Source organism: Nocardiopsis sp. FR4, from assembly GCF_009830945.1.
In the GTDB taxonomy this organism is placed as follows: Bacteria; Actinomycetota; Actinomycetes; order Streptosporangiales; family Streptosporangiaceae; genus Nocardiopsis.
Genome location: NZ_VWVV01000009.1, coordinates 1 through 25,575, shown reverse-complemented (window position 1 = coordinate 25,575; position 25,575 = coordinate 1). Strand labels below are relative to the sequence as shown.

General features: G+C 68.8%; 19 protein-coding genes and 1 pseudogene. 10 read left to right on the top strand and 10 right to left on the bottom strand.

Annotated features, from left to right (window positions below; genetic code table 11):
* Window positions 1-232: 232 nt before the first annotated feature.
* The gene (locus FYW95_RS10570; RefSeq protein WP_160050294.1) at window positions 233-3,349 is read right to left on the bottom strand and encodes a tetratricopeptide repeat protein; all 3,117 of its coding nucleotides are present in this window, start codon (window positions 3,347-3,349) and stop codon (window positions 233-235) included.
* Window positions 3,350-3,590: 241 nt separating this feature from the next.
* Window positions 3,591-4,286 carry a TetR/AcrR family transcriptional regulator gene (locus FYW95_RS10565; RefSeq protein ID WP_159944966.1) on the bottom strand — a complete coding sequence of 232 codons (696 nt, stop codon included), beginning with the start codon at window positions 4,284-4,286 and terminating at the stop codon, window positions 3,591-3,593.
* Window positions 4,287-4,394: 108 nt separating this feature from the next.
* On the opposite strand from FYW95_RS10565, the gene FYW95_RS10560 reads away from it, so the two are divergent.
* Window positions 4,395-5,132 (top strand): SDR family oxidoreductase, encoded by a 738-nt coding sequence (locus FYW95_RS10560; protein WP_159944967.1) that lies wholly within the window; start codon window positions 4,395-4,397, stop codon window positions 5,130-5,132.
* 10 nt (window positions 5,133-5,142) lie between these two features.
* On the opposite strand, the gene FYW95_RS10555 is transcribed toward FYW95_RS10560, so the two are convergent.
* Window positions 5,143-5,724, bottom strand: a complete 582-nt coding sequence (locus FYW95_RS10555) for a TetR/AcrR family transcriptional regulator (RefSeq protein WP_159944968.1) — start codon at window positions 5,722-5,724, stop codon at window positions 5,143-5,145.
* An 18-nt stretch (window positions 5,725-5,742) separates the two neighbouring features.
* On the opposite strand from FYW95_RS10555, the gene FYW95_RS10550 reads away from it, so the two are divergent.
* Window positions 5,743-6,753 (top strand): alpha/beta fold hydrolase, encoded by a 1,011-nt coding sequence (locus FYW95_RS10550; RefSeq protein ID WP_159944969.1) that lies wholly within the window; start codon window positions 5,743-5,745, stop codon window positions 6,751-6,753.
* A gap of 37 nt (window positions 6,754-6,790) precedes the next feature.
* On the opposite strand, the gene FYW95_RS10545 is transcribed toward FYW95_RS10550, so the two are convergent.
* The 3 genes from FYW95_RS10545 to FYW95_RS10535 all read right to left on the bottom strand — a co-directional run bounded on the left by FYW95_RS10545 (window position 6,791) and on the right by FYW95_RS10535 (window position 8,909).
* The gene (locus tag FYW95_RS10545; protein ID WP_159944970.1) at window positions 6,791-6,979 is read right to left on the bottom strand and encodes a DUF2795 domain-containing protein; all 189 of its coding nucleotides are present in this window, start codon (window positions 6,977-6,979) and stop codon (window positions 6,791-6,793) included.
* Window positions 6,980-7,081: 102 nt separating this feature from the next.
* Window positions 7,082-8,488 (bottom strand): DEAD/DEAH box helicase, encoded by a 1,407-nt coding sequence (locus tag FYW95_RS10540; RefSeq protein ID WP_159944971.1) that lies wholly within the window; start codon window positions 8,486-8,488, stop codon window positions 7,082-7,084.
* A 217-nt stretch (window positions 8,489-8,705) separates the two neighbouring features.
* Window positions 8,706-8,909, bottom strand: a complete 204-nt coding sequence (locus tag FYW95_RS10535; protein ID WP_159944972.1) for a cold-shock protein — start codon at window positions 8,907-8,909, stop codon at window positions 8,706-8,708.
* A 1,170-nt stretch (window positions 8,910-10,079) separates the two neighbouring features.
* On the opposite strand from FYW95_RS10535, the gene FYW95_RS10530 reads away from it, so the two are divergent.
* Window positions 10,080-11,141, top strand: a complete 1,062-nt coding sequence (locus tag FYW95_RS10530; RefSeq protein ID WP_159944973.1) for a fatty acid desaturase family protein — start codon at window positions 10,080-10,082, stop codon at window positions 11,139-11,141.
* A 108-nt stretch (window positions 11,142-11,249) separates the two neighbouring features.
* Here FYW95_RS10530 and FYW95_RS10525 read toward each other — a convergent pair whose 3' ends face one another.
* Window positions 11,250-11,861, bottom strand: a complete 612-nt coding sequence (locus tag FYW95_RS10525) for a TetR/AcrR family transcriptional regulator (protein WP_236572161.1) — start codon at window positions 11,859-11,861, stop codon at window positions 11,250-11,252.
* A 104-nt stretch (window positions 11,862-11,965) separates the two neighbouring features.
* Between FYW95_RS10525 and FYW95_RS27660 the strand changes: the two genes are divergently transcribed.
* From FYW95_RS27660 to FYW95_RS10515, 3 genes are read left to right on the top strand one after another with little or no spacing between them, the layout of a single operon-like run.
* On the top strand, window positions 11,966-12,130 hold the full coding sequence (locus tag FYW95_RS27660) for a hypothetical protein (RefSeq protein WP_201294803.1): 165 nt from the start codon (window positions 11,966-11,968) through the stop codon (window positions 12,128-12,130).
* On the top strand, window positions 12,130-13,551 hold the full coding sequence (locus FYW95_RS10520) for a cytosine permease (RefSeq protein ID WP_160050293.1): 1,422 nt from the start codon (window positions 12,130-12,132) through the stop codon (window positions 13,549-13,551). Before FYW95_RS27660 ends, FYW95_RS10520 begins: the two co-directional genes overlap by 1 nt.
* Entirely contained in the window at window positions 13,548-15,155 is a 1,608-nt protein-coding gene (locus FYW95_RS10515) for an amidohydrolase (RefSeq protein WP_159944975.1), read from the top strand. The genes FYW95_RS10520 and FYW95_RS10515 overlap by 4 nt, the downstream gene beginning before the upstream one ends.
* Before the next feature lie 54 nt (window positions 15,156-15,209).
* On the opposite strand, the gene FYW95_RS10510 is transcribed toward FYW95_RS10515, so the two are convergent.
* Window positions 15,210-15,356, bottom strand: a complete 147-nt coding sequence (locus tag FYW95_RS10510) for a hypothetical protein (RefSeq protein WP_159944976.1) — start codon at window positions 15,354-15,356, stop codon at window positions 15,210-15,212.
* Window positions 15,357-16,474: 1,118 nt separating this feature from the next.
* Between FYW95_RS10510 and FYW95_RS10505 the strand changes: the two genes are divergently transcribed.
* Window positions 16,475-16,870, top strand: coding sequence for a DUF7691 family protein (locus FYW95_RS10505; protein WP_236568051.1), 396 nt, complete (start codon window positions 16,475-16,477; stop codon window positions 16,868-16,870).
* Between the two features lie 1,058 nt (window positions 16,871-17,928).
* Window positions 17,929-18,819, top strand: coding sequence for a DNRLRE domain-containing protein (locus FYW95_RS10500; RefSeq protein ID WP_236568052.1), 891 nt, complete (start codon window positions 17,929-17,931; stop codon window positions 18,817-18,819).
* A 501-nt stretch (window positions 18,820-19,320) separates the two neighbouring features.
* On the opposite strand, the pseudogene FYW95_RS28880 reads toward FYW95_RS10500, so the two are convergent.
* Both FYW95_RS28880 and FYW95_RS10495 read right to left on the bottom strand, forming a co-directional pair.
* Window positions 19,321-19,407, bottom strand: a pseudogene (locus FYW95_RS28880) (hypothetical protein); the annotation flags it as partial.
* On the bottom strand, window positions 19,401-19,790 hold the full coding sequence (locus tag FYW95_RS10495) for a VOC family protein (RefSeq protein WP_159944977.1): 390 nt from the start codon (window positions 19,788-19,790) through the stop codon (window positions 19,401-19,403). The pseudogene FYW95_RS28880 and the gene FYW95_RS10495, both read right to left, overlap by 7 nt.
* Window positions 19,791-20,474: 684 nt before the next feature.
* On the opposite strand from FYW95_RS10495, the gene FYW95_RS10490 reads away from it, so the two are divergent.
* Complete coding sequence (locus FYW95_RS10490; protein WP_160050292.1) at window positions 20,475-20,981, top strand: DUF1801 domain-containing protein; 507 nt, start codon at window positions 20,475-20,477, stop codon at window positions 20,979-20,981.
* 744 nt (window positions 20,982-21,725) lie between these two features.
* Complete coding sequence (locus FYW95_RS10485) at window positions 21,726-24,692, top strand: N-6 DNA methylase (RefSeq protein WP_160050291.1); 2,967 nt, start codon at window positions 21,726-21,728, stop codon at window positions 24,690-24,692.
* Window positions 24,693-25,575: the final 883 nt, after the last annotated feature.

Below are 25,575 nucleotides of genomic sequence, written 5' to 3'. Positions count from 1 at the left end.
AGTCGGCGTCCCCCGTCGGCGGACGGGCCCGTGGAGGTTCCCGGAGGTCTGTCTCCCGGCGGGAGCTCCGCGCACCCCCTGGGGACGGGTGCGGCCGGGGCACGGGGCGATCCCGGGCGGGGGCCGGTCCCTTCCCGTCCCGGGAACCCGGAGTGTTCGTTCGCGTGTTCGATATTATTACGGTATCGGTACCCGGGAGCGGGTCCGCGGTCAGCCCGGGGCCACGGGCGGGTCAGGCCACGCGCAGCATGTCCTCGATCTGCTGGAGCAGTGACTCCGGCACCGTCCCCAGCCGGACGCCCTCCCTCGCGAGTTCCCTGGCCTCCTGGAGCGTGCGCCAGGCCTCCAGGGGGTTGGTGCCGGTGAGGATCTCGGCCAGCAGCCGCATCGCCCGCAGCTGACCGGAGCGGTGGTGCAGGCCCCGGTAGCCCTCGACCGCGGTCTTGGCCAGCTCCTCGGCCTCGTGCGGGCGGTCGGCCTGCTGCAGCGACTCCGCGGCCAGGCGGTGCGCTCGGGCGTGCCACCAGCGGTCGCCCAGTTCCTCGAAGCCCTCGGCGGCCCTCAGCATCTCGTCCTTGCCCCGGTCCCGGTGCACGGCCATCAGCGCCTGGCCCAGCACCAGGCACGTGCGCCACCGCCCCCACTCGTCGCCGATCTCGACGAAGGCCCGCTCCGCCCGGCGCAGGCGGGCGATCTGGTCGTCCGTCTGCCAGGTGTCGCGCAACCGCTCCCGTCGGCGCAGCGGTCCGCGCGGGGGCCCCGTCTCCGCGCAGCGCTCGGCGTAGCGCTCGGCGTCGACCCGGTCCGCGTCCACGAACAGGGCGGCCACCCTCTCGCGCTGTTTGCGGGGCCACTCCGGGTCCTGCGCGGTCAGGCGGCGCCGTTCCCGTTCGCGCGCGGGGCTCAGGAGGAGCTCGCAGTCCCAGGCGCCCTGGTTCAGCTCGTTGGTCGACAACCGTCCCAGAGAGCGCAGGTAGCGGGCGTGGTACCACTCCCCGTTCGGTGTGCCGGAGAGCCGCTCGCGCTCGTCGTCCAGCACGAACCAGGCGTTGAGCGCGTACCCGCGCAGCCGCAGCAGCTCACCCATCTGCAGTTGCACGCGGGCCCACTGCCCAACGGAGTCCTGCGAGCCCACGAGCAGGGAGCGCGCCCGGGTGAGCAGCTCGTGGGCGCGGTCCAGGTGCCCCTGGAACCGGTCGACCTCGGCCAGGTTGCACAGCGCCCGCACCTGCCACCACCGGTCGTCGTGCTCGGTGAAGATCCGTACGGCCTGCTCGATCTCGACCCGGCCGTCGTCCAGGTCGCCGCGGCGGTACAGGTTCGCCCCCGCCGCGCGGTGCGCCCGCGCCCTCCACCGGGGGTCCGCCGACTCCAGCCCCTCCAGGACGTGCAGCGCGATCAGGGCGCGCTCGGAGCCGGTGTGCAGATCGCCGTAGCCGCTGGCCACCTCGGCGCGGTCGATCTGGGCGATGGCGTAGGCGAGCGGGTCGCCCATCTCCAGGGCCAGCTCGCTGGTCTGCCGGGTGGCCAGCCGCATCGCCTCCCAGTGCCTTCCCCCGGAGCGGCACAGCACGGCGAAGGCCCGGCGCAGCCGCCACCCGTACCCGATGAACCGCTCCCGCCTCCGCTCCTGCTCACCGGTATCCCCGTGCGGTGGATCGTCCTCGGCGCCCCCGCGCGGCCGGGTCCACCGGAAGCAGGCCTCCAGGCCCCGGCGCTCGGACTCCAGCCAGGCCATCGGGTCGCTCGGGCCGACCGGATCGGGCCCGTCCGCGTCCGCGCCGCCGTGTCCGTCGTCGCGTCCGGGCGGGGAAGCGCCGAAGCTCCACTCGTGCGGTGCGGCCCGGCGCGCGGCCGCCTCTGCGAGCCGGTCGTAGGCGCGCAGCAGGCGCTCCACCGCCCGTTCGAGTTCCTCCCGCGACCAGTCCGGCCGTTCCTCCTCCGGAACGCCGAGGACGCGGGGGCCCGCCGCCAGGAGGGTGTCCCGGACGTGGTCGTGCAGCTGGTAGCGGTCGAACCCGGCCGCCTCGTAGAGGTAGGTCACCAGGTAGCGGTGGCTCATCCGGGCCAGGAGGGGTTTGGCCTCGTCCTCGGGGATGCCCAGCAGGGCGGCGGCCGACCAGGCGGTGAAGGTCGCCAGCCCGGCGCCGGCCAGACGGCTCAGCAGCAGCCGTTCCCGGGGCGCGCACTGCTGCAGGCTGAACGCGAACGAGGTGGCGATGGCGTGCGGCCCCGGCACGGTCAGCCGCAGGGCGGGGTCCCGCATGTGCCGCAGCAGGTCGGCGGCGCCGGGTCCGCGCTGCCGCGTGATCTGGGAGCTCACCAGGCACAGCGCCAGCGGGAAGCGGTGGCAGGCCTCGACCAGGTCGGGCAGGGCGGCGCGGTCGGCGGCGGACAGGGGGCGCGGTGAGTCGCGCACCAGCCGGTTCACCAGTTCCAGGCCCTCCTCCGGGGAGAGGGGGTCCAGGTGGCGGCACAGCATGGGCCGGGCCGCGTCGTGGAAGCCGTCGCGGCTGGTGATGAGGACGGCGCACCCGGGGCCGCTGGGCAGCAGCGGTTCCACCTGGGCGTGGTCCTTGGCGTTGTCCAGGACGATGAGCAGGCGCCGCCGCTCGGTGGCGGTCCGCCACAGCCCCACCAGCTCGTCCAGGGAGGCGTTCTCCGGCGGACGCCCCCCGACCTCGGTGATCATCTGGGCCAGGACGTCCTCGGGCGGCCTGGGCCGGCGGGGCTCCTCGGTGAGCGGACCGGTGCCCTCGTAGCCCTCCGACCGGCCCCGGCCGGCCGACCGGGCGTGCGCGGAGGCCGGGTGGCCACCGCCGTGGAGCTCGAACTCCAGCTTGCCGTCGGGGAAGCGGTCCTGCACCTGGTCCACGACCTGTGCGACCAGCTGACTCTTGCCGGTGCCGCCCTCGCCGGTGATCGCGATGGCCAGCGGTCCGCCCGCGCCGCCCTTCCCGCCCCTCCACCGGGCCGGGCCGCGCAGGCGTCCCGCCCTCCTGCGGGGGAAGCGGGAGAACAGGTCCAGCAGTTCCCCCATGAGTTCGGCGTGGCCGGTGAAGTGGTCGACGGGCGGGGGCAGCCGTCGGCGCAGCGCGGGCTTCTCCTCGGGCCGGGGCGGGCGGCTGAGGTGGTCGATCAACACCTGGGAGGTGGCGGCCAGGCCGCTGCCGACGACGGCGAGGACCAGGACCACCAGGCTGTCGTTGCCCGGGAGCAGGCCCGGGACCTCCTGCAGCGCGGTGCTCAGACCCACGACCACCGCCAGACCGGCGATCAGGCCGGTGCGCAGCGGTCGCCACCCGCGCGGGGGTGTGGAGCCGTTCGTCGCGGGGGAGACGATGGCCACGCTCGCCAGCCCTTCTCGGAGAGGTCGGAATGTCCCTTTGTTCCGGGCTTGTGGGCTCTACCGCCCGGTAGAGAACTGATCCTTGTGCCGTCGCGGGATGGTGTCCAGTCGAATACGGGACGTTCTCGCGGCCGTTCACCGATCCGTTGCCGAGCGGACACGCGCCGTGCACCCCCGTGGACGTCCTGAGGGGGCCGTGGGGGAGGGCGGGCCCTTCTCGGCTCCGAGCGGGGGCGCGGGCTCAGGGGCTCGCGGCCAGGCGGGCGAGGAACTCCTCCAGCAGCAGGCGCTCCCCGGGGCTGAACCCGTCCGCGGCCCGGTCCAGGACCGAGCGCAGCGCGACGGCCCGCCGCGCGGGCTCGCGGTCCTCCTCGCCAGTGGCGTCGCAGGTGATCGCCGCCAGCACGGCCTCCCGGGTCCGGGAGGACAGGGCGGGGTCGCGCTCGGAGGGGGCGGTCCCGATGAGGCTGAGGGTGACCCCCATGCACGCGGCGTGCAGGGTCTGCGCGGCCTGTTCCACGCCGACGAGCAGGCGCCCGGCCTCGGCCACGCGGCCCATCAGGCGCAGCAGCAGGCGCCGGGCCTCCTCCGCGGCCCCGCTCCTGGAGCTGGTCGCGGGCTCGCCGTACATCAGCAGGTAGTGCGCCGGGTTCTCCAGGCCGAACTCCACGTGCAGGTCCCAGCCCCCGCGCAGGTCCCGCACCGGGTCCGCGGAGGCGCCCAGGGCCGCCTTGCGCTCCAGGTAACGCGTGAAGCCGTCGGCCGCCACCGCGTCGAGCAGTCCCGTCATGTCCCCGAACAGCCGGTAGATCGTCGGGGGCTGCACCCCCGCCGCCGTGCTGACGGCCCGGGTGGTCACCGCGGCCCGGCCGTGGTTGCTGAGCAGGTCGGCGGCGGCCTCGACGATCCGGTGCCGGTGGTCGGTGCGAGCGGACATGGATCGATGATAACGCGAACCTGTTATCGGTATTGCGATTCCAGTGATAGCAGTCTAACGTTATCAACGTTAGCAACCGGGAAGACAGACCTCCCCCGAGGAGAGAGCATGAGCGGTACCGAGCAGCGCGTGGCGATCGTGACCGGCGGGTCCCGGGGCATCGGACGGGCGGTGTCCGAGCGCCTGGCCGCCGACGGCCAGGCCGTCGTCGTGGTGTACGCCAACAACACCGCGGAGGCACAGGCCACCGTCGCCGCGATCACCGACACGGGCGGAAGGGCCCTCGCCGTCCGCGCCGACGTCGCCGACGAGCGGGCCGTGCACGGGGCCTTCGACGCGGCCGAGGCCGAGTTCGGCGGGGTCGACGTCGTCGTCAACTCCGCCGCGATCATGGTCCTGGGAACCGTGGCCGACCTCGACCTGGCCGACCTGGACCGGATGCACCGCACCAACATCCGCGGCACCTTCGTCGTCGGCCAGCAGGCGGCCCGGCGGGTGCGCCCGGGAGGGGCGATCCTCAACTTCTCCAGCTCGGTGCGCAGGGCCTCCTTCCCGACCTACGCGGCCTACTCCGCGTCCAAGGGGGCGGTGGAGGCGCTCACACCCGTGCTGGCCAAGGAGCTGCGGGGCAGGGACGTCACCGTGAACACCGTCGCCCCCGGCCCCACGGCCACCGCGTTGTTCCTGGACGGCAAGACCGAGGAGCAGGTGGCACAGCTGGCCAGGGCCAACCCCATGGAGCGGCTCGGCGACCCGGCCGACATCGCCGAGGTCGTCTCCTTCCTCGCCGGCCCCGGCCGCTGGGTCAACGGACAGACCGTCTACGCCAACGGGGGCATGGTCTGACCCGACCCGGTCATGAGAGGACGGCCCGCTCCATCATGTCGACGAGCTGCTCGGCGGCCGGGAGCGGGTCGTAGTCGGGGTGGTCCAGGTACTCGGCCACGATCGCGTCGATCCCGCCGCCGACGATGAGCGCCGCGGTGCGCAGGTCCGGGTCCGACACGGCCCCCCGGGCCCGGCGGGCGGCGCGCATCAGGTCCGCCAGGGGGCCCCAGCGCTCGGCGGACCGGTGCGCGTCGCTCCCGGCCACCGCGGCGATGATCACCCGGATGTGCCGGGGGTGCTCCTTCAGGTGGCCGACCATCGAGCGGACGTAGGCGGCCGGGGCCCCGGCGGGGTCGGCGCGCTCGACGGCCCCGCCCACGTGCTCGACCAGCTGGGCGAGCACGCTCTCGTGCGCCGCGCGCACCACGGCGTCCTTGGACCCGAAGTGGTACAGCACCGCCGCCTTGGTGATGCCCGCGCCCTCCGCGATGCGGGCCAGGGAGGCGCCCGCGTTCCCGTGTTCGGCGATGATCCCGACAGTCACGTCGATGAGCTGGGCGCGCCGCGCCCGCTCGGTCAGGGTGGGCTCACGTGAAGCGTTCCTTGCCATGGCTCCGGAACTTACCGTATGGTCAGATTACTTACCAATCGGTTAGGAGGTGTGGTGGTGGGGAAGAGACGGCTCCGGCGGATCCTCGTGGCCTGCGCCGCACTGGCCCTGCTCCTGCTGGCCGTGGCCCTGTGGCCCGCGCCCGCCCCCGTGGGGCACTGGCGGTCGGCCGAGGGGCACGCGGAGTTCGTCCGCGCCTACGAGGCCGCGATGGCGGACCTGCCGCGGCCGGACGCCGCGCTCGACGTGCGCACGGACTACGGCGTCGTGCGGGTGTACCGCTTCGAGGGGTCGGGGGAGCACACGAGCCCGATGGTGCTCCTGCCGGGGCGGGCATCGGCCTCCCCGGTCTGGGCGGACAACCTGCCAGCGCTGCTGGAGGTCGCCGACGTCTACACGGTGGACCTGCTGGGCGAGCCCGGCATGAGCGCGCAGGAACGGCCCGTCGGGAACGACGCCGATCAGGCGCGGTGGCTGCACCAGGCCCTGGGCGGCCTGCCCGAGGACCGGTTCCACCTGGTGGGGCTGTCCATCGGAGGGTGGACGGCGGCCAACCTCGCCCTGCGCGAGCCGTCGCGGGTGGCCAGCCTGACGCTCGTCGACCCGGTGTTCGTCTTCGACGACATGCCCCTGGGGACCGTGCTGCGGTCGATCCCCGCGTCGGTGCCCTGGCTGCCGCGCTCCTGGCGCGACGGCTTCAACTCCTGGACCGCGGGCGGCGCGCCGGTGGAGGACACGCCGGTGGCCCGGATGATCGAGTCGGGGATGCGCAACTACGCGCTCAGACTGCCCCAGCCCACCAGGATTCCCGAGGAGGAGCTGGCGGGCCTGGACCTGCCGGTGCTGGCCCTCATCGCCGGGAGGTCGGTCATGCACGACCCCGACACCGCCGCGGCAACCGCGGAGCGCGCCCTGGCCCGCGGCACCGTGAGGACGTACCCGCGGGCCTCCCACGCCCTCAACGGCGAATACCCCGCCGAGCTGGCCGACGACGTCGCGGCCTTCCTCGACGGGGAGGCCGGCGGCTGAGGAGTGTTCCCCCAGCGCGGTGCCCGCGGGGGACGCGTCAACCGAACACGGCCCTCTGCACGTCGTCCGGTCCCTCGAAGCGGTCAGTGCCCGCGCTCTCGATCCGCTCCACCAGCCCGTCGTCCGCGCCGTTGTCCCTGGCCAACGACACCAGGTCGTCGCGGCTGGCGGGGTAGTCGGCTCCCTTGAGCGCCTTCTGCAGATCGATGGGGCTGATCTCGGCCATGTCCGTTCCCCCTCTTCCCGTGGATGTACAGGCATCCCACCGGCTACCCGGAGCCCGCCCCGCGAATACCAGGGAGAGGTCAAGAACACGAAGGGGAGGGGCCTAACGGCGGGGACGGCGGCGGCCGCGACCACCGGAACCGGAGGCACGTCCGCCCGATCCGGAGGCGCGCCCGGGCGCCTCGGCGGCGGAGGGAACGGACACGGGCACACCCGGGGGCGTGCGCGCGCCGGTCAGCCGCGTCAGCTCGGGGTCGCCCGCGGTGACCCGCACCATGCGGGCCTCGATCTCGGCGCGGTCCATCAGCCGCTGCATCTCGCGCCGCTGGTGGGGCAGCACGAGGGTCACCACGTTGCCCGAGGCCCCGGCGCGCGCCGTGCGCCCGCCCCGGTGCAGGTAGTCCTTGTGGTCGGCGGGGGGATCGACGTTGACCACGAGGTCGAGGCCGTCCACGTGGATGCCGCGTGCGGCCACGTTCGTGGCGACCAGCGCGGTCACCTTCCCCTCCTTGAACTGCGCCAGGGTGCGGGTGCGCTGCGGCTGCGAGCGGCCGCCGTGCAGGGTGGCGGCCCGCACGCCGTTGGCGAGCAGGTGCTCGGCCATGGCGTTCACGGCCCGCTTGGTGTCCAGGAACATGATCACCTGCCCGTCGCGGGCGGCGATGTGCGTGGCGGTGGCGCGCTTGTCCTCGGCGCTCACCTGGAGCACGTGGTGCTCCATGGTGGACACGGTGTTCGCGGACGGGTCGACGGAGTGCACGACGGGATCGTGCAGGAAGCGCCGGACCAGGGTGTCCACGTTGCGGTCCAGGGTCGCCGAGAAGAGCAGCCGCTGCCCCTGCTCCGGGATCTGCCGCAGGATCGCGGTGACCTGGGGCATGAAGCCCATGTCGGTCATCTGGTCGGCCTCGTCCAGCACGGTGACGCTGATCCGGTCCAGCCGGCAGTCCCCCCGCTCCACCAGGTCGCGCAGGCGGCCCGGGGTGGCCACGACCAGCTCGGCGCCCCGGCGCAGGGCCTGGGCCTGGCGGGACAGCGACACCCCTCCGACCACGGTGGTGGAACGGATTCTGAGCGCACGCGCGTAGGGGGTCAGGGCGTCGGTGACCTGTTGGGCGAGTTCGCGGGTGGGGGCCAGCACCAGCGCGAGCGGTCGCCCCGGCTCGGCGGTCTGTCCCTCCAGGCGGGCGAGCAGTGCCAGCCCGAAGGCCAGGGTCTTGCCCGACCCGGTCCGGCTCCGGCCCAGGACGTCGCGACCGGCGAGGGAGTTGGGCAGGGTCTGGGCCTGGATGGCCGAGGGGGTGGTCAGCCCCTGGCGGCCCAGGGCGGAGAGCAGGGGCGCGGGGAGCGCCAGCTCCTGGAAGGAGGCCACCGGGGGAAGCCCGGGTGTGGCGGTGGTGGGGAAGGTGTCGGCGGGCCGGGAGGGGGCCCGGCGGGGGCCGCGGTGTTCACCGCCGTGGCGGGCGGGCTTCCTGCGGCTGTGTGTCTCTGCGGTGTTCGCTGTGCGCATGTGGACCTTTCGAGGTCGACACCCCGCGCGTCGGCGTCCGCGGACCCGCTCGCGCGTGTGGTGTGGGAAGGGTGCCCGCGGCCCGGACACGGAGTGCCCGAGGGGGCGGCGGCTGGCGCCGGTCGCATGGGGCGACGGCCAGAAGGCCAGCCGGTCGGAGAAAAGCGGTACGGGGCCCGACTCGCCAGGAGCGGGCCCCGTACACGGGTGAAGTCTCTTAGATCAGGACGATGTTCTCGGCCTGCAGGCCCTTGGGGCCCTGCGTCGCGTCGAACTCCACGGCCTGGCCCTCCGCGAGGTCACGGTAGCCCTCGGAGCGGATGTTGGAGTAGTGGGCGAAGACGTCGGCGCCGCCGCCGTCCTGCTCGATGAAGCCGAAGCCCTTTTCGCTGTTGAACCACTTGACGGTGCCAGTAGCCATAATGATGTTCCTCACATTGTTCTCAGGAATTCCGCGCTGTACGGGATCCGACGCCACCGCGGTGATGTCCCGAGTGGAGATAACCATGGAGGAGAACCGACTACCGAGCCGGCATCCGCAACAAGATTCAAGCGGGAACCACAACTGCAACTCAGTAAACTTAGCACACGGATCCAGCTCTGGGAAGAATGAATTTTCGCGTGTCCCCACAGCGGATTCCCCGCGGGTCCGCTGGGTCCGTGGCCTGCGAGAACCATCCGCTTCCATCCGGGGAAGCCGAGCTCCTCCGCGGGGGTGCCGCGCCCCGGTCCCTCCGCTCCGGGCGGGCGGGGCGCATATCGCCGTCCGCAGAAAAACACGGCTTCGCCCGAGGGGGCGCGGGCCCCCCGGAGGGCAGTCCGGAAAATACCACCCTATTCCCGAAGACAGGGTGTAAATCCTCGTGGTTTTTCGCGTCGCGCGGTTCATCCGGCCGGTGCCCGTTCCTTCCGCAGCCGGGCTCGCACGCGCCACGGTCCACACCGGGACGGCCGACGCCGACACGCAGTAGGCGGCCAGGGCCGCGACCATGAACAGGGCGCCGAACGGCCCGTGGGACAGGTCCATGGAGGTGCGGATGTGGGCGGAGAACAGGGAGACGAAGAAGGCCTGGCCGAGGGCGGAGAACGCGAAGAGCGCGAAGCGGCCCAGGAACCAGCGTCGGTTGGTGCCGAGGAAGGACAGGTAGGCGCGCATGTCGGGGGCCGATCGGTCGGTGTCGGGGGAGGGGCGGTCGCAGAGCCGGTACGCCGCCGGCCCCGGACGCGGTTCCTTCCCGCCCGGAAGGGGGGAGGGTATGATGGGGGGGCGAACGGGCACGACGAGCCGTTCGGGGAGAGCCCGGCCCTCCGGGCCGGGGCGGTACGGCACACCAGGATCCGCCCGTCTCCCGCACACGTGCGGCGCTCATCGCGCTCACGCCTCCCAGCCGGACCGGTGCGAGCGCGGCTCGCCCGGGCCGGGGATCGTGGAGTACTACGCTCATGGCCCGTTGCACCCAGCGCCCGCCCGTCGTCTCCGACACCGCTCCCCGCGTTCCACGGCTGAGGCCCGATCCCGTCCCGCACCGAGGCGCCGTCCGGGACGGCGGAGGGCGGCCCGGGACAGGCGCGGCGGAAGAGGGGACGGCCGATGACCAGCACTGAGGACACGGGTTCCGGGCCGAAGACGCCCCGGCGCAGGGGGAGCGAGTTCGCGGTCCTGTCCCGGGCAGTGAGTGAGCACGGGCTGCTGCGCCGGCGCCGGGGCCACTACGCGGTCCGGATCACCATCACGCTGTCCCTGCTCCTGGCGGCCTGGACGGCCTTCGTCCTGATCGGCCCCTCGTGGTGGCAGCTGGTGACGGCCGCGGTGCTCGCGGTGCTCTTCACCCAGACCGCCTTCATCGGCCACGACGCCGGGCACGGACAGATCGCCGAGAACCAGCGGACCAACGCGCTCATCGGGCGGATCCACGGCAACCTGCTGGTGGGGCTGGCCTTCGGCTGGTGGGTCGACAAGCACGACCGCCACCACGCCCACCCCAACCACGAGGGCCGGGACCCCGACATCGCCGGAGCCGCGCTGGCCTTCAGCCGGGAGCAGGCCCTGCGGCGCCGCCGGGGACCGGGCCGGTGGCTGGCCCGCAGCCAGGCCTGGCTGTTCTTCCCGATGCTGCTCCTGGAGGCCTTCCACCTGCGCGTCGCCTCGGTACGCGGGATCCTGAGGAGCACCTCCCTGCCGACACGGACCCGGGTCGCGGAGGGGGCGCTGCTGGCGCTGCACACCGGCGGTTACCTGACCGTCCTCCTGCTGACCCTCACCCCGCTCCAGGCTCTGTGCTTCGTCCTGGTGCACCAGGGCCTGTTCGGCCTCTACATGGGGTGCTCCTTCGCCCCCAACCACAAGGGCATGCCCGTCCTGGAGGAGGGGACGAGGACGGGGTTCCTGCGCCGTCAGGTCCTGACCTCCCGCAACGTGCGGGGCGGGCCGCTGACCGACCTGGTCCTGGGCGGCCTGAACTACCAGATCGAACACCACCTGTTCCCCTCCATGCCCCGGCCCAACCTGCGCCGGGCCCGGCCGCTGGTCCGGGAGGCCTGCGAACGGTTCGGCATCGCCTACCACGAGACGGGCGTCGTGCGCTCCTACGCCGAGGTACTGCGGCACCTGCACCGGGTGGGGGGCCCGCTGCGCCCCGAACTGGAGTACTGAACCCGCGGTGCCCGGCCGGTCGTGCCGTGTCCGCTGGAAGGTGTGCGTGCTCCTGGCCACGGGGTGCGCACCCGGGACGCGGCCGGGTGGGCCCGTCCCGCCCCGGGATTATCGCGGCGGATCGCCCAACCCGTCGAGGTAGTGGGAGAGGGCCTCGGTGAACGCGGTGTCGTCGATGGCCGAGCGGTCCACCCTGGCGATCGCGTCGGCCAGCGGCGCGTGCTCGGGCCCGTAGTCCTCCGGGGCCCGGACGAAGCCCGTGGAGAAGGGGCTCACGATGGACCCCATGACGATGTAGTCGACCGAGATGACGATCTCCAGCGCCCGTTCGGGCGGCCAGCCCGCGGCGGTCAGGCTCTCGACGGCGCGCGTGTAGTACCGCAGTGACGTGGGCGTCTCCACGGAACGGCGGGCGATCTCGGCGGTGGCGTTGGGGTGGGCCAGGAACGCCCTGCGGTAACCGGAGGCGCAGGAGCGCAGCCCCTCCCTCCAGTCGTTCCGGTCCAGGGCCGACAGGTCCAGGTCCGAGGAGATCAGTTCGGTGACCAGGTCGAGGATCTCGTCCTTGGAGCGGACGTGGTTGTACAGGGAGGAGGCCTTGACCTCCAGGCGCCGGGCGACCTCCCGCAGGGTCAGCGTCGCGGTGCCCTCCTCGTCGATGACGGCCAGGGCGGCGGCCGCGATCGCTCTGCGGGTCAGGATCGGCTTCGGTCCGCCCACCAGGGCACACTCCTGTTCGGTCTTTGTGGTGTGAAGGGGTTCACATCCGCCTCGGTTCCCTCTGCCGTATCAACTAACAACGTTAGTCATTGGAGGCTCGCATCATGCGTGATGACGCCCTCGCGGACGATCTCGACCGCCGCATCCGGACCATCGAGTCCCCCGGATACCACGACCCCGCCCACGCCGACCTCCCTCGGCCGGACGTGCTCGTGATCGCCGTCTCCGTTCCGGTGCTCAGCACCCTCCTGCTGTGGTGGGGGCTGTGATGAGCGAGCGGACGACGGCTCCCGCCGCCTCCGACGCACCCCTGGCGGGACTGCCGCTGCTGCGCGGCGAACGCGTCTGGGGTTTCTGGAGCTTCACCAGCGTGAACGTCGGACTGGCGATCGCCACCTGGTCCTTCCTCGGCGGCGGCAGCATCGCCCTGTTCGTCGGAGCCAAGGCCGCCATCGCCACCACCGTGGTCGGCAACCTCATCGGCGTGGTGCTGGTGGCGCTCACCGTCTGCCTGCCCTCGGCCAAGTACGGCGTCGAACAGTTCGGCGCCCTGCGCAGCGTCTTCGGCCGCAACGGCGTACGCCTGCTCCTGCTCCTGCTCCTGCTCATGCCGTTCCTGTTGGCCACCTGGAACGCCATCCTCGCCATCATGTTCGGCCGCGCCCTGGCCAACGTCTGCAACGCCGTGTTCGGCACGTCGCTGCGCGAGGACTCCCCCGTCGTCATCGGCTTCTGCCTGCTGGCCCTCCTGGCCTCCTGGCTGCTGTTGCTGCGCGGTCCCCTGTCGCTGGGCCGGACCAACCTGCTCATCGCCCCCGCCCTGGCGTTCATCACGGCGCTGATGCTGGTGGTGATCCTGCGCGAGTACGGTCCGGCCCAGTTGGCCGCCCTCGAACCCCCCGACCCGATCGGCCTGCCGCTGCTGGACTACACCAACGCGCTGGAGGTCAGCCTCGCCACGGGCTTCTCCTGGTGGGCGATCATGGGCAACCTGGCCCGGCTGACCACCACACCGCGTGCCGCCTTCTGGCCCAACCTCATCGGCCTGTTCGGCGCCAGCGTCGCTGCGGGCCTGGTCGGCACCCTCGCCGCGCTCGCCTTCGGGTCCAGCGACCCCACCACCTGGATGGTTCCGGTCGGCGGCGTCGTCCTGGGCGCGATCTCCCTGCTGTTCGTCGCCGTCGCCAACGTCACGAGCATCATGGGTCAGACCTACTCGGGCGCCCTGGCGATCCAGCGCCTGCACGGTTCGCTGCAACGGGTGCCCTGGCCGCTGATGGCCGCGGTACTGTTCGTCCCCGCGGGCGTCATGGTGTTCTTCCCCGGAGGGATCTACGACCTGTTCTTCCGGTTCCTGGCGCTGGTCTCGCTCATCCTCGCGCCGCTGTGCGCGGTCTACTTCGCCGACTACCACCTGCTGCGCCGCCGCGTCCTGCACCTGCGCGACCTGTACGCCGCGGACCCCGAGTCGCGCTACGGGTTCTGGCGGGGCGTCAACCCGGCGGCCTTCGCCTCCGTGGCGGCCGGGGCGCTCACCTACCTGCTGCTGCTCAACCCCGTGACCTACGCCAACGCGCCGGTGTTCCCGTACCTGACCGCCTCGCTTCCGGCCTTCGCCGTCACCACCGCCGTCCACGTCGCACTGACCAGGTTCGTCGTGCGGCGCCTGGGCAAGGGAGGATACGCATGACCGCCCCCGACCTCATCGTCCGCGGCGCCACCGTCCACACGATGGACGCCGCCCGCCCCCGGGCCAGCGCGCTGGCCGTCACCGGCGGCACCATCACCGCCGTCGGCGACGACCAGGAGGTCGCCGCGCTCGCCGGCCGCCGCACGGAGGTGGTCGACGGGCGGGGCCTGACGGTCACCCCGGGGCTGGTCGACTCCCACCAGCACCCGCTCATCGCCCTGTCCCAGGAGCGCGGCGTCGACCTGACGGGCCTCACCGACCTCGGCGACCTGTGCCGCACCCTGGAGGAGTACGCCGCCGGCCTGCCCGAGCACGCCTGGGTCGTGGCCCGCGGCACCGAGTACCTCGCCTTCGCACCGCGCACGCCGCACCGCGAGACGATCGACGCCGCGGTGGGCGGACGCCCCGCCCTGCTCAGCATGATCGACGCCCACAACGCCCTGCTGAGCACCGAGGGGCTGCGCCGCGCCGGGATCACCGGCGCCGTGGAGTTCGCCGACCACTCCGAGGTCGACGTCGACGACGAAGGCCGCCCCACCGGATACCTGCGCGAGCTCTCAGCGGTCCTGCTGGCCCAGGAGGCGCTGCCCTCGATCGACGCCGCCGAGGCGGCCAGGGAACTGGCCCGGAGGCTGCGTGCCCAGCACGCCTGCGGGATCACCGGACTGCACGTCCTGGACCTGTCCCCGCAGACCCTGGAGACCCTGGAGCTGCTCTCCGACCAGGACCGGCTCACCGCCCGCGTCCTGCTCGCCCCCTGGGCCCTGCCCGGCCGAACCCGCCAGACCCTGGAGATGCTGCACGACCTGCGGGAACGCGGTGGACGGCTATGGCGCACCGGTGCGGTCAAGTTCCTCCTCGACGGAACGATCGACGGAGGCGCGGCCTGGCTCCACCACCCTGACTGCCACGGCGAGGGCACCCGGCCGATCTGGCGCGAACCCGGCGACTACCGCGAGGCGGTCGGCGCCGTCGCCGAGCTGGGGCTGCCCTCGTTCACCCACGCCATCGGTGACCGGGCCGTCTCCTACGCCCTGGACACCTGCGCCCGCGTCGGCGGGCCCGCCCGCGGCCGACACCGGATCGAACACGCCGAACTGGTCTGCGACGAGGACGTGGCGCGCTTCGCCGCGCTGGACGTGGTCGCCTCCATGCACCCCACCCACATGGACTGGACGGTGCCCGACCACACCGACAACTGGTCGGCGCGCGTGGGCCCGGAGCGGTGGGTCCGCGCCTGGCGCTACGGCGACATCGTCGCGGCCGGGGGCCGTGTCGCGCTCGGCTCGGACTGGCCGATCGCGCACTTCGACCCGCGTCTCGTCATGGCGGGCGCCCGGCTGCGGCGCCCGGCGGGGCGGCCGGACCGCGCTCCGGTGGGGGCGGGACAGGCCTTGACCGCGTACCAGGCCCTGGCCGGGTACACCCTGTGGGCCGCCTACGGCGCCGGTGAGGAGGACCGTGCCGGGACGGTGCGGGAGGGCGCCCGCGCCGACCTGACCGTGTTCGCGGGGGATCCGCTCGCCGTCTCCCCCGACGAGTTGGCCGAACTCCCGGTCGCGCTCACCGTCGTTGACGGCAGGGTGGTGCACCGGGCCGCCTGACCCCGGGCCTCCAGGGGCCCCGAGCCCGTGACGAGGGCCGGGGAACCGGGCGGCTCACGCCGGTGGCGGGTCCTCGCGTACGGCGGCCTCGCAGACGGTGAACGGCAGCCCGCGCGGGTTCGCCTGGCCGAAGCGGGGGAGCGGGTGGAGGTCCCGGTCGCGGTGGTGGTCGGCCGGTGCGCGCTGGTTGATGGTTGCCATGCGTGGACCATCGCTGGGGCGGGCGCAAAAGCGAAGGAATCGGAGAGGGTTCTCGAAGATCTTCGCACAGGCCAGCAGGAATGTCCGGGCCGTCCGTCGACGCCGTGGATGCGGGGGGCGGTACCGGTCCGGGGCCGGGTTCGTGCACCCGCCGGTGCGTCCCCGGACGCGCGAAAACCCCTGACCGCTGCGTGTTTGCGCTGGTCAGGGGCTTTCGCCCCTGGGGTGAGTGACGGGGCTTGAACTGGGGTGGGGAGTGCCCTGACCTGCGAAGACACGAGAAGTCGCAGGCAGTGGGGGAGGTGGTCGTTCGGTTGCGCCGGGTTGCCCCGCGTTCCGCTGGGAGGTGTGCACCCGGAGGGTGCACGCCCTCGGCCGCTGTGGTGCACCCCTGAGGTGCACCACAGGCCGAGACGGACGGCTCCCTGTTGAGCGAAGACCGCATTGGCCTGGCATCCCCTACTGGTAGAGATGACCTCAAGTCGTGCTTCTCGATGAACGTTTTCTCGGGACGGCCGTGGTTTCGTTGTCGATCGCTGAGACGAATTGACCGGCTGGTTCATCGGGTGTGGGACTTGGAGAGGACACAGAGGCCTTTGGGAGCCGTCAGCACGGGAGGACAACGGCGTTCGGGAGTATGTCCGAAGCTGGTGATGCTCCGGGGGTGTTCGGATGCTCAGGGTTGTCCGGGGTGCTCATGAGTGCGGCGCGCGGCACCGTAGGGACTCCCTCGAACAGAAACCATCTCCGGTCGGCTGTTCTTCTTCGACGGGGGAGTGCTCGGCCGAGGGGGCTGGCCCAGACCGTCCTCGCCCCGGTGAGCTGACCGGGCGGGCGTTCCACGACGCGGCCTCGATCGGGGAGACGGCGATCCCCCGGCTCGCAAGCCGGATCGCCCACGCGACCCGTGCCCACGGCAGGGAGCCGCCGCTCCACCCGGAGGACGGTGAGATCGCTCGGCAGAGCGCACGGGCTCTGTCCCGGCGGCCAGTGGCGGCTGGTGTTCATCAGGCGTGTCCGGCCCGGGAAGGGACCTGCGGGGCCACTGCGGGCGGGGCCCGCGTCCGGAACGAAGCGCCGTATCCGCTTTGTCGTGGGCGGCCAGTACCTTCCCCGGCATGAGTTCAGGACTGATGGCCTACAGCGTCGACCTCGACCGGCTCTCCCACGACGATCCGGCCCCCTACCGGAGCCAGTGCGAGCGCCACGGGAGCTTCCTTCCCAACGCCCCCTTCTGCCCGGTGAGGTTCTGGTGGTTCGAGGAAGTGGACAAGGTGCTGGCGGACCTGGGTGTGAGCGCGGTGCGCATGGATGACCTGTGGATGGGCGGGGAGGATGGTGAGGAGTGGAGCAGGGAGGCCGTGCGGCGGGCGGAGTCGCGGGCGCGAGCCGTGACCGCTGAGCAGGTGGAGGCCTTGGAGGACTACTCCATGCGCGAGTCGGTGCACACGGTCCTGCAGTGGATCCGGACGGCGGCCGGGCGGGGCCACGGGATCGTCGGCTTCTACCACTGACCCCCGTCGACCACGGTGCCGTGCCCCGGGAGGAGGCTTTTCGGGGGCACACCCGGTCACCCGTCCCTCGTTGCCCTACGTTCGGCCGGTGCCGCAGTCGCCGTGGCCCGCGGCGCCTCCTCCGTACGCCTCGATGGTGGTGGGGACCTCCTGCAACCCGCCCGCCGGCATCGACGACCTCACCGTTCACGGTCTCCTCGTGCCTTCGGGCCCAAGGAACCGCGGGGGTCCGGTGGAACCGGTCCGGGATCGGCGCGGCATCGGTCCGTCGCACGCCCTCGTCCAGATCGACGTAAACCCCTCCTCCCCCGGCCCATGCCTCCGGCCTCCGCAGCCATCCCTTCGGAGAAGCGATCAATGTCGTTCGTGGCGTCGGCTGAACCGTTCTCGCTGAACATGCGTTCCGGTGCTGCCGCCGTCCGCAGTGTGCGGTCCGAACGAAGGCGGTGTAAGGGCGGTGTCGTGGCGAACGGGTATCCGCTCTGCGGGAAGGGCTGATTTTCGGCCTGGCGTGAAGTGATATTTGATGGCCGCCGAACAAAGAACGTCTGTATGTTCGAATGCGTATGGCCGGGTGGAGTGGGTTTGCGTGGTGACTGTGTTTCTGGTGGTAGTAATTATTGTTTTGGTCTGTATTTATATCCATGGGGTTTGTGGGGTGCTCTGGGGGTTTGGTAGCTTCCTTGCGATCGGAGCGGGACATGGACGTCCCGACCGGATTCCTTTTCGGTCATCGCTGGAATGTGTAGGCACCACCCGTCATGCGTCGTTCCCTGTCCCGGGCGACGGCGGCTTGCGCCCTGGCCCTTGCGCTGGGGGTGGCCGCTCCCGCCGCAGCCGACGCGGAGGAATCCCCCTCCGCCACCGGCGGCACGGCCGTTTCCGGGGGGCGTGACGCCTCACGGGAGCGGAGCGGTGAACCGGGCAGGACCGCCCGGGCCGAGGGGGAAACCCGTGACCCGACCGGATCCGGGGCCACCTCCGCCGACGACGGCTCTTCCGCCCCCGTGCGCTCTGGCGGCGCTCGGACCGAGGCGGAGAGTTCCCTGTGGACCCACGTGGACCGAGCCTTTCCCGACCGGCCCCGCGACGGAGCCGAGACCGCCAGTGTGGGAACAGGGCGCCTGGCCTGGGACCGTGTCTACACCCGCAGGGCCCTGTTCCGCTTCCCGGTCTCGCTCGAACCCGGAACCGCCGTGGACTCCGCCGTGTTGCGCACCGAGGCGGTGTGGTCCTATGACTGCGACGGCGACGCTTTCCTGCAGGTGCACCGGGTCGACCCCTTCGACGCCGGGACCACGTGGAACGACCAGCCCACGGCCCGCGCCCTGCTCGACACCCGGAGGGTCAGGGGCGGGCGGGCCGCCTGCCCCGTGGGCGATGGTGTGGAGTTCGACGTGACCGAGGCCTACCAGTGGGCCGTGGACAACGCAGAACCGCACCTCCACCTGCGGCTCGCCGAACGCGACGAGTCCGGGAGCGCGGCCTGGCGCCGCTTCGACGTCGAGGACGCCCCGCCGGTGCTGGTGGTCGACCACGGCACACCGGCGGTCACGGGCACGGACTCTGCTCCGACCGGCCTTCCGGGGGGCTCCGGGGACGGTGCCGCGGGTGCCGGGCCCTCCGGTGAGCGCGCCGCCGCCCAGGACGAGGGCTCGCCGGGTCCTTCCCCGGACCGGTCCGCGGGAGGCCCCGGCCTTTCCGGCGGCACCGTCCCCGGGGATGGAACAGCCGACGACCTCCGTGTCCAGGGCCTCGTCGCCGCCGGCCTGTTCCGGAGCGGGGGTGAGCGGGTCCGCTTCCAGTGGGGGGAACGGGTCGGCAGCCCGATCGCTCCGTGCGGCCGCCGGCGACAGGACGGGGCCACGGCTCCCAGGGCCCGGGGGCCTCCGGCCACCGCGCCGGCCGGGAACCGCACTCCGGTTCACCGGCCCAGGAGAACCGGTTGACGGACGACGGCACCCCTCTCTCCCGATGCGGTATCCGGGCAGGCGGAGGAACCGCGTCGGCGGCGGCCCGAGGGGGTCGGGCAGGCGGCTCCCGGAGCACCAGTGGCGGGCTGGGACCGGAAGCGGCCGAGGAGCCGTGTCATCGCCGCACCGGCCACAGGGTGCGGTGGCCGACCGCGGCGACGGTACGGTTGCGCGCCGACGAGAGAGGGGTTCGTCCCCGATGCCGGACACACCGGCGGCAGAGCCCGGCGGGGGCGCTGCCGCCGGAAACCGCGGCCCGGAAAGGCCTGTGCGCACGGACACCACGTGGGAGGATCCCAGACCGCAGGCCCGCACCGAGGGGTACGGCGGCTGCTCACGCACGCTCTCCCCGAACCGGCACGCGGCGGGGCCCCGACCCGAACACGGCGGAGGAGGCCGGTCACACGTGCGCGGTGATCTGTGCCCGTCGGGATCGTCGAAGTACCCGGCGTAGCCGCCCTGGTCGGTCTCTCCCGTGGCGGCGGCGACCCGCCCCCCGGCGGAGTCCGCGGCGGCCAGGAGCGCGTCGACGTCGTCGCGGGAGGCGGCGGTATGGGTCAGCACGACAGCGGAGAAGCCCTTGCCGTCCCCACACCGGCGCCCCGCGCGAGTCCTCTGCGTGGCAGCAGATCCAGCCGGAACACACCGTCGGCGGCGGTGAAGTCGATGAACTTGTCACCGTAGTCGTGCTCGGCGCGCATCCCCAGCTTCTCGTAGAAGGCCTTGGACGCCTTCGGCTCGGCGACGCCGAGATAGACGGCGGTGAACTCACCGAAGAGCCGCTTCTTCGCCGACCTGACGACCGTCGCCCCGTTGGCAGCGGCCGCCTTGAGGAGCGCCTCGACCCCGCTTGGTCCACTCACGATCGACGACAGGAGGTAGCCGCGAAATCCCGAGGACGCCGGGTCCGTGCCGAGGTCGGCGGCGAGTGCGTCGATCCGGCGCACGGCCAGCCACCGGTGCCGTGCAGGTCCGGACCGGAGCGCCGGCCGCGGTCGTCGGGCGTCGCGGGTGAGAGCGCGGACTCGCAGAAACGGTACGCGGCCTCCGTCTCCGGTACTCCCAGGGTGACGGTGTCGATCGTGAGAGTCATGTGTGTGGCTCCTTCGTGCGGTCAGGCCGACTGGCACGGTGGAGGGCGCCGTGGTGGGCGTTGCGGGCGGTGTGGCCGATACGGACGGGATGGTCGATGTACACGACACGATCAGGGCGCGTCACCGACCGGTCGGCTCGAGGGCGGTCGGGGGGATGTCCTTCCCACCGGCGCCGTCGCGGGTCCGGGGGCCGCGCCCGTCGCGGCCGTAGGCCGGAACGGCCGCAGCTCCCGGCCATGGGAGAGGGGGTGGCGAAGGGCTGTGTCCATGCCCCTCACGGTAGGTACGGCCATAGCCTCCGTGCTCCTCGACTCCTGACCGCTCCGGGGGCGGCACCGCAGCCCTGCCGACCGGTGGACGTCCGGCCCGCCCGCGCGGTACGCCGTCGCCTCCTTGCAGGCGCCTGCGGTACCGGAAGTCCCCCGCTCACCGCCCCGGCGGCCATCCTGGTAGCGGTCAGGAATCGAGAAGCGCCGCCCACCCGGACAGGCCAGGGTGGGGAGCGCCCCACACCGATCAAGAACGGGAGTGCCGCCGATGAGCACGAGGTCCGGTGACGAGAGCGGCAACGCGGGAGGTTTCTCCGAACAGGAGCGATCCGCCATGAAGGAGCGTGCCGCGGAGCTCAGGACGGAGGTGGAACGCGGCCGCGGTAACAAGAGGGCCGCCGAGGAACTCGACGTGCTGTCGAAGATCCAGGAGATGGAGGCGGCGGACCGCGCGGTGGCCGAGCGCGTCCACGCCATCGTGACCGCGAACGCCCCCGGGTTGGCACCGAAGCTCTGGTACGGACAACCCGCCTACGCCAGGAAGGGGAAGGTCGTGTGCTTCTTCCGCAGCGGGAGCGCCGACAAGGAGCGCTATTCGACGTTCGGGTTCACTCCGGAGGCCGACCTCGACGACGACAGCGGCCTGTGGCCCACCTCGTTCGCCGTCAGCGGGTTGGGTGAGGAAACGGAGAAGGCCATCGCCGCCCTGGTCAGGAAGGCCGTGGGCCGACACCGCCCGGGATCGGAGCACTCCATCCGGCCCGGGAGGAAGTGACGGGGAGTGGTGCCCACTCACCAGCCAGATCTTTACCCCGTACACCCGCCGGTGCACCCCCGGACGCGCGAGAGCCCCTGACCATTGCGCGTTTGCGCTGGTCAGGGGCTTTCGCCTCTGGGGTGAGTGACGGGACTTGAACTGTGGTGGGAGAGTGCCCTGACCTGCGGAAACACGAGAATCCGCAGGTAGTGAGGGAGGTGGTTTCCCGGTTGTGCCGCGTTGTCCCGGGTTCTGCTGGGTGCCGTGCACCCGGAGGGTGCACGCCCTTGGACAGCGTGGTGCACCCTCACGGGTGCACCGCCGTGCCCGGAGGGTAGGAGCGAGGGCCTCGGTTGGCCGAGTCAGTGTCTCTACCGGGACGTCTGTGACAGAGCTTGCGGTCTTGTCTGCTACCCCTACTAAACAGACAATGGTTGCTCAAACGAGGCTACTGCTGGTTCGGTCTCACACCTCTCGTGTGTAGTCGTTAGTTCGGCGGACTCTCTTCGCTGCGGTAAGATAAGATGCCATGGGCATACTCATAGCGTGATCAGAATCGCGCAGTGTGAGATGCCTATCCCTCGTATAAGCTACATATTCCTCTAATCTCAAGCACGTCCGGGGCCTAGATGGGCCAGACAGCGACGGTCTAGTTCAAGGTCATGCTGTGGATGCTGGGAGAGGGGTAAACCATCAGTAGTACACAACAACCCTGGGCTATCGGCAGGGCTGAGTGTACTTGGGAGGAGACGGCTAGTAGCTATGGCTAGTAGGTACGATGACCTTGATGCCTCGCTGGAATTGGAACAGCGAATCGCGGCTGACCTTCGTCTGGCTCTGGAGCCGCGTGGTTGCCAGATCATTCACCATGGCTCCAGTTCGGGGGCGCGCCATTCTCCAGGAGGAAAGCCTGATATCGAAATCCGTGATGCGGAAAACAGCCATCTTATCCTTGTCGAGGTGACGAAGCGTAAAGGTTCTGCGGCAGACGGAGAATTTGCTGCTGTAACGGATCACCTTAACAGAGAAGCCGCGAAGCGGAAATTTGATAAATACGGACTTCTCTATGTCTCTCCTTCGACTTCTGCTCGAATGAGCATGAACTTTCGCGATTTGTATAATCGTAGCAACGAGAGGGAAGGGAAGCCCGGTAGGATCGTTGCCTTGGATTTTGAAGCGATGCAGCTTATGCTTGATAAGCTCATTAGTTCAGATCCAGGGTTGTATCCGAGTAGCCGCTTCGTTGATCTGTTTGAGCGATGGGATACTGCAGTTGACGATGCTCGTGCGCGTCAGCTGGTGCAGTCCACTCTGTTCCCCGAGGATAATGAACTTGCGAGCGAACTCGAAGAAGAGGCGCAAGAGTTTGATGCCCTGCGGGAACGGAATCTCAAGAAATCTCTTGAACGCGTCGAAGACAAATTTCGTTCTCATGGCATCACGGGAAATAACGCAAACATAAGCCTTGTTTATCTCGCATTCCTGCGGCTTTTTGAAGAGCGCTCTCAGCGTCGAACTGGTAAGGTAAATCGCTTCACCCTGGATGGGTTTTCTGCTTGGAAAGAAAATGTGGCGAGGAGTATTCGTCGAGATTACCAGAATCGACTAGTCGAATTTCTGCTGCACGAAATAGCTGAAGAGGATGCCCTAAAAGAGGCGGGGCTTCTTCAGAATTATCACTCAGAGAATTTTCTTCATCATAAGCTTACAGATGAGTTGGTTGAGACTCTAATCCTACCTGTCTTCGATGAATATGATTTCCATGCTGGCAGGGTTGATATCTTGGGTGCTGTCTTCGAAACGCTAGCGCGACGCGGAGACAAGGACACGAGGGTTGGCCAATTCTTTACGCCTCAGCAGGTCGTAGACTTCTGCACTGAGATCGTCGATCTTCGGTGGTCTGATCATGTGATGGATCCTGCTGTCGGGACTGGGCGTTTCCTTATTTCCGCTATGGAAGTTATGTTGGATGACTCTGACGAAGGAAGTCAGCATCACTATAAGACGCAGCAGTCCATTCGCCAGAAGCAGCTCCTCGGATCAGATATTGATGAATGGGTTGCAACTATCGCCAAGATGAATATGTTCATCCATGGCGATGGTAAGTCAGGGATTATTTCTGCAAATGGTCTCACTCTGGGGCAATCTGCTATTTTTCCAAGGACTAAAAAAGGTGTTGACGGGTCGCTTGACGTTGTCCTTACGAATCCACCTCTAGGTGATACAGATTATCTAGTTGCGGAATCAGAATGGGAACGTACGGCGCAATCACAATCGTTGCCATGTCGAGCCGAGGATTTCTATGAGTGGCTCGGTGTTGTGCCTCTTGAGACAATCGAAGAGAAGCAACTAGCCTCTCTTGTTGAGAAGAGAGAGGAAGTTCATTCCAAAATATCAGAATTGATGCAGGATCCTACTCCGAAGTCGCGATCAGCAGTCAGCAGGTACTCAAAGAAGCTCGATACCCTTAATGAGCAGATCGCGGATCTTCGAGTAAAGATTGCCCAGAATGATATAACGCGGCAGCCTCGCGGTCGCACCATGAAGGGGGGTGCGCTTTTTATTGGTGCTATCGCGCGATACTTGAAAAAAGAGCGCTGGCCAGGGGGACCAATCGAGTGGTCTGGCGGTCGAGCTGCGATCGTTGTGGACGAAGCTGTACTTAATACCTCAGAGTATAAAGACGTCCGATCTTTCATTCGAAGAAATTTCTTCGTTAAGGCTGTCATTAGTCTCTCCCGTGATGCTTTTAAATACCTGGCGCACACGGATGCAAAGACCTCGATTTTGTACCTTGTCAAGAAGCCTGACACTAACCTCGAACAACGAGAGCCTGTCTTTTACTCTCATGCAGAGAGAGTTGGTTATAATGCGGTTGGAAAATGGATAGGAAATGATCTTCCTCAAATCCGGGATTTCTATCGATACTTCCGGGAAGAGGTAATTCGAGGTTATCAAGGTCGATATTTTCGAATCGATGAAGTAACCCAGTCTGTCCAATCTATTCCTGGACACTCAACCGTATTTTTTGTCCGCCCTCCAGGCGAGGATATTTCTGAGCGTCTTGACTTTTATCATGCTCGCCTGCAACAACGAAAAGATGAACTGCTGGCGAAGCACGGTGAACTGATTCGTTTTGGCGATATTTTTGAGGTAAGCCCTCGAGTTTCTCCACCAGCATCTCGGACCGGCGAATATGACTTTGCTGTAGCCACGCGAACTGGGACAATCTCATTTAAGGGTCGGGCTTCTGTTTCTTACTCCCCGCGTGACCTTTGGGTTGTGCAGAAGGGTGACCTAGTCCTTTCAAGTATCGACTTGGTGAATGGTGCGGTGGCAGTAGCTGGCGAAGAAGTTAACGGTTTGGTCATGAGCAAGGAAATGTACTCGTACCGACCTAAGGAGGGTGTGGCAGTAATCCCAGACTATGTGCAGATTCTGCTACGTACTAAAGCAGCACAAGAAATGCTTCTTGGATTTGCTACAGGAACAAGCAACCGAACGCGCTTGGATAGTGTGGAGAGGCTTCTTGATTTTCCGCTCCCCCCGCTTCCTCCTTTGCATGTACAAGAGCAGAAAGCTGAGCAGCTGAGGCACGCTTACGAAGCGCAGCGTTCGGCTGTCCTTTCAATTGAAAGAATGGCACAGGAAGCTCAGGAAATTTGGGGGCCCCCTGAGGATGTATACTCAGATGATGAGAGTACGCTTCCGGTTGTGAGTGCGAAGTAGGTTTACGCATGGGGAGAAATAGAGAGTCCTTCTCTGTCGAGCAGTGCCCGATGTGCAAATATCCTCATACGGTTTCCATTGAGATATACCTCAGGCCGAAAGAAAATGAACGCGCATCCCTCAGGAAAGAGCCAGTGGTGTGCGTCTGCTCCAAGACTGGAGGGCGATTCAAGTTACTTATTGCCGTTGACGTTCCTTCGGGATACATTTTTTCTCGAGCTGTTGCTGTTTCTCTTGCTCGCCCCAATTCGTAGTGCCGTGACAGTTTGACTACCTATGGCAGGCTGGTATCTTCAAAACGAAGCTTTACCTGTATCAGTGGTAGGTAACGATAGAGCGAACGTAATGATTCACGCGGTGGCTGGCTAGTCGGACATTCCCGGTGAACAGGTCTGAAATCTTGGTCATCATGCCGTGACCTTTACTCGACTGAGACCTTTACTTGGAGCCTGACCACGCGCAGTCCCGCTCGCCGGCGTTGAATGCGAAGGGTACGACGAAGTCGGACGCGAACTGCAGATAGTTCTCGAAGACCGAATGAGTGGAAGGTGTATCCTGGTCTTGATAAAAGTGAGCATGCGGATTTAGCTTGGAGTGGATATCCAACGCCTGGCTTCGGGTCAGGGCTACGGGCCCTCGGGTTGGACCGCCCTAACCAGGTCGCAGACTCCGATCAGCACGTCTTTCATGCTCTGCGCCCAGTACTACAGTTACACTTCCGTTTTGTCACAGTTCTTACGTTGCTCGTCTCCGGTAACGACGTGGTGCGCGATAGCTGACATCCCGGCCTGAGCATGCGAACGGCCGTGCGGGACGATCATGATTGTGACGTCAAAATGGGCCCGCACGGCCTTGAGCCATCGTATCTGCACCGGGATCCCGC

Excerpts from the sequence above, each read along its gene's own strand:
- FYW95_RS10520 (WP_160050293.1), top strand. The coding sequence starts at position 12,130 with ATGAGCGAGCGGACGACGGCTCCCGCCGCCTCCGACGCACCCCTGGCG.
- FYW95_RS10545 (WP_159944970.1), bottom strand. The coding sequence starts at position 6,979 with ATGGCCGAGATCAGCCCCATCGATCTGCAGAAGGCGCTCAAGGGAGCC.
- FYW95_RS10540 (WP_159944971.1), bottom strand. The coding sequence starts at position 8,488 with ATGCGCACAGCGAACACCGCAGAGACACACAGCCGCAGGAAGCCCGCC.
- FYW95_RS10565 (WP_159944966.1), bottom strand. The coding sequence starts at position 4,286 with ATGTCCGCTCGCACCGACCACCGGCACCGGATCGTCGAGGCCGCCGCC.
- FYW95_RS10510 (WP_159944976.1), bottom strand. The coding sequence starts at position 15,356 with ATGGCAACCATCAACCAGCGCGCACCGGCCGACCACCACCGCGACCGG.
- FYW95_RS10555 (WP_159944968.1), bottom strand. The coding sequence starts at position 5,724 with ATGGCAAGGAACGCTTCACGTGAGCCCACCCTGACCGAGCGGGCGCGG.
- FYW95_RS10485 (WP_160050291.1), top strand. The coding sequence starts at position 21,726 with ATGGCTAGTAGGTACGATGACCTTGATGCCTCGCTGGAATTGGAACAG.
- FYW95_RS10530 (WP_159944973.1), top strand. The coding sequence starts at position 10,080 with ATGACCAGCACTGAGGACACGGGTTCCGGGCCGAAGACGCCCCGGCGC.
- FYW95_RS10550 (WP_159944969.1), top strand. The coding sequence starts at position 5,743 with ATGGTCAGATTACTTACCAATCGGTTAGGAGGTGTGGTGGTGGGGAAG.
- FYW95_RS10490 (WP_160050292.1), top strand. The coding sequence starts at position 20,475 with ATGAGCACGAGGTCCGGTGACGAGAGCGGCAACGCGGGAGGTTTCTCC.
- FYW95_RS10535 (WP_159944972.1), bottom strand. The coding sequence starts at position 8,909 with ATGGCTACTGGCACCGTCAAGTGGTTCAACAGCGAAAAGGGCTTCGGC.
- FYW95_RS27660 (WP_201294803.1), top strand. The coding sequence starts at position 11,966 with ATGCGTGATGACGCCCTCGCGGACGATCTCGACCGCCGCATCCGGACC.
- FYW95_RS10515 (WP_159944975.1), top strand. The coding sequence starts at position 13,548 with ATGACCGCCCCCGACCTCATCGTCCGCGGCGCCACCGTCCACACGATG.
- FYW95_RS10505 (WP_236568051.1), top strand. The coding sequence starts at position 16,475 with ATGAGTTCAGGACTGATGGCCTACAGCGTCGACCTCGACCGGCTCTCC.
- FYW95_RS10560 (WP_159944967.1), top strand. The coding sequence starts at position 4,395 with ATGAGCGGTACCGAGCAGCGCGTGGCGATCGTGACCGGCGGGTCCCGG.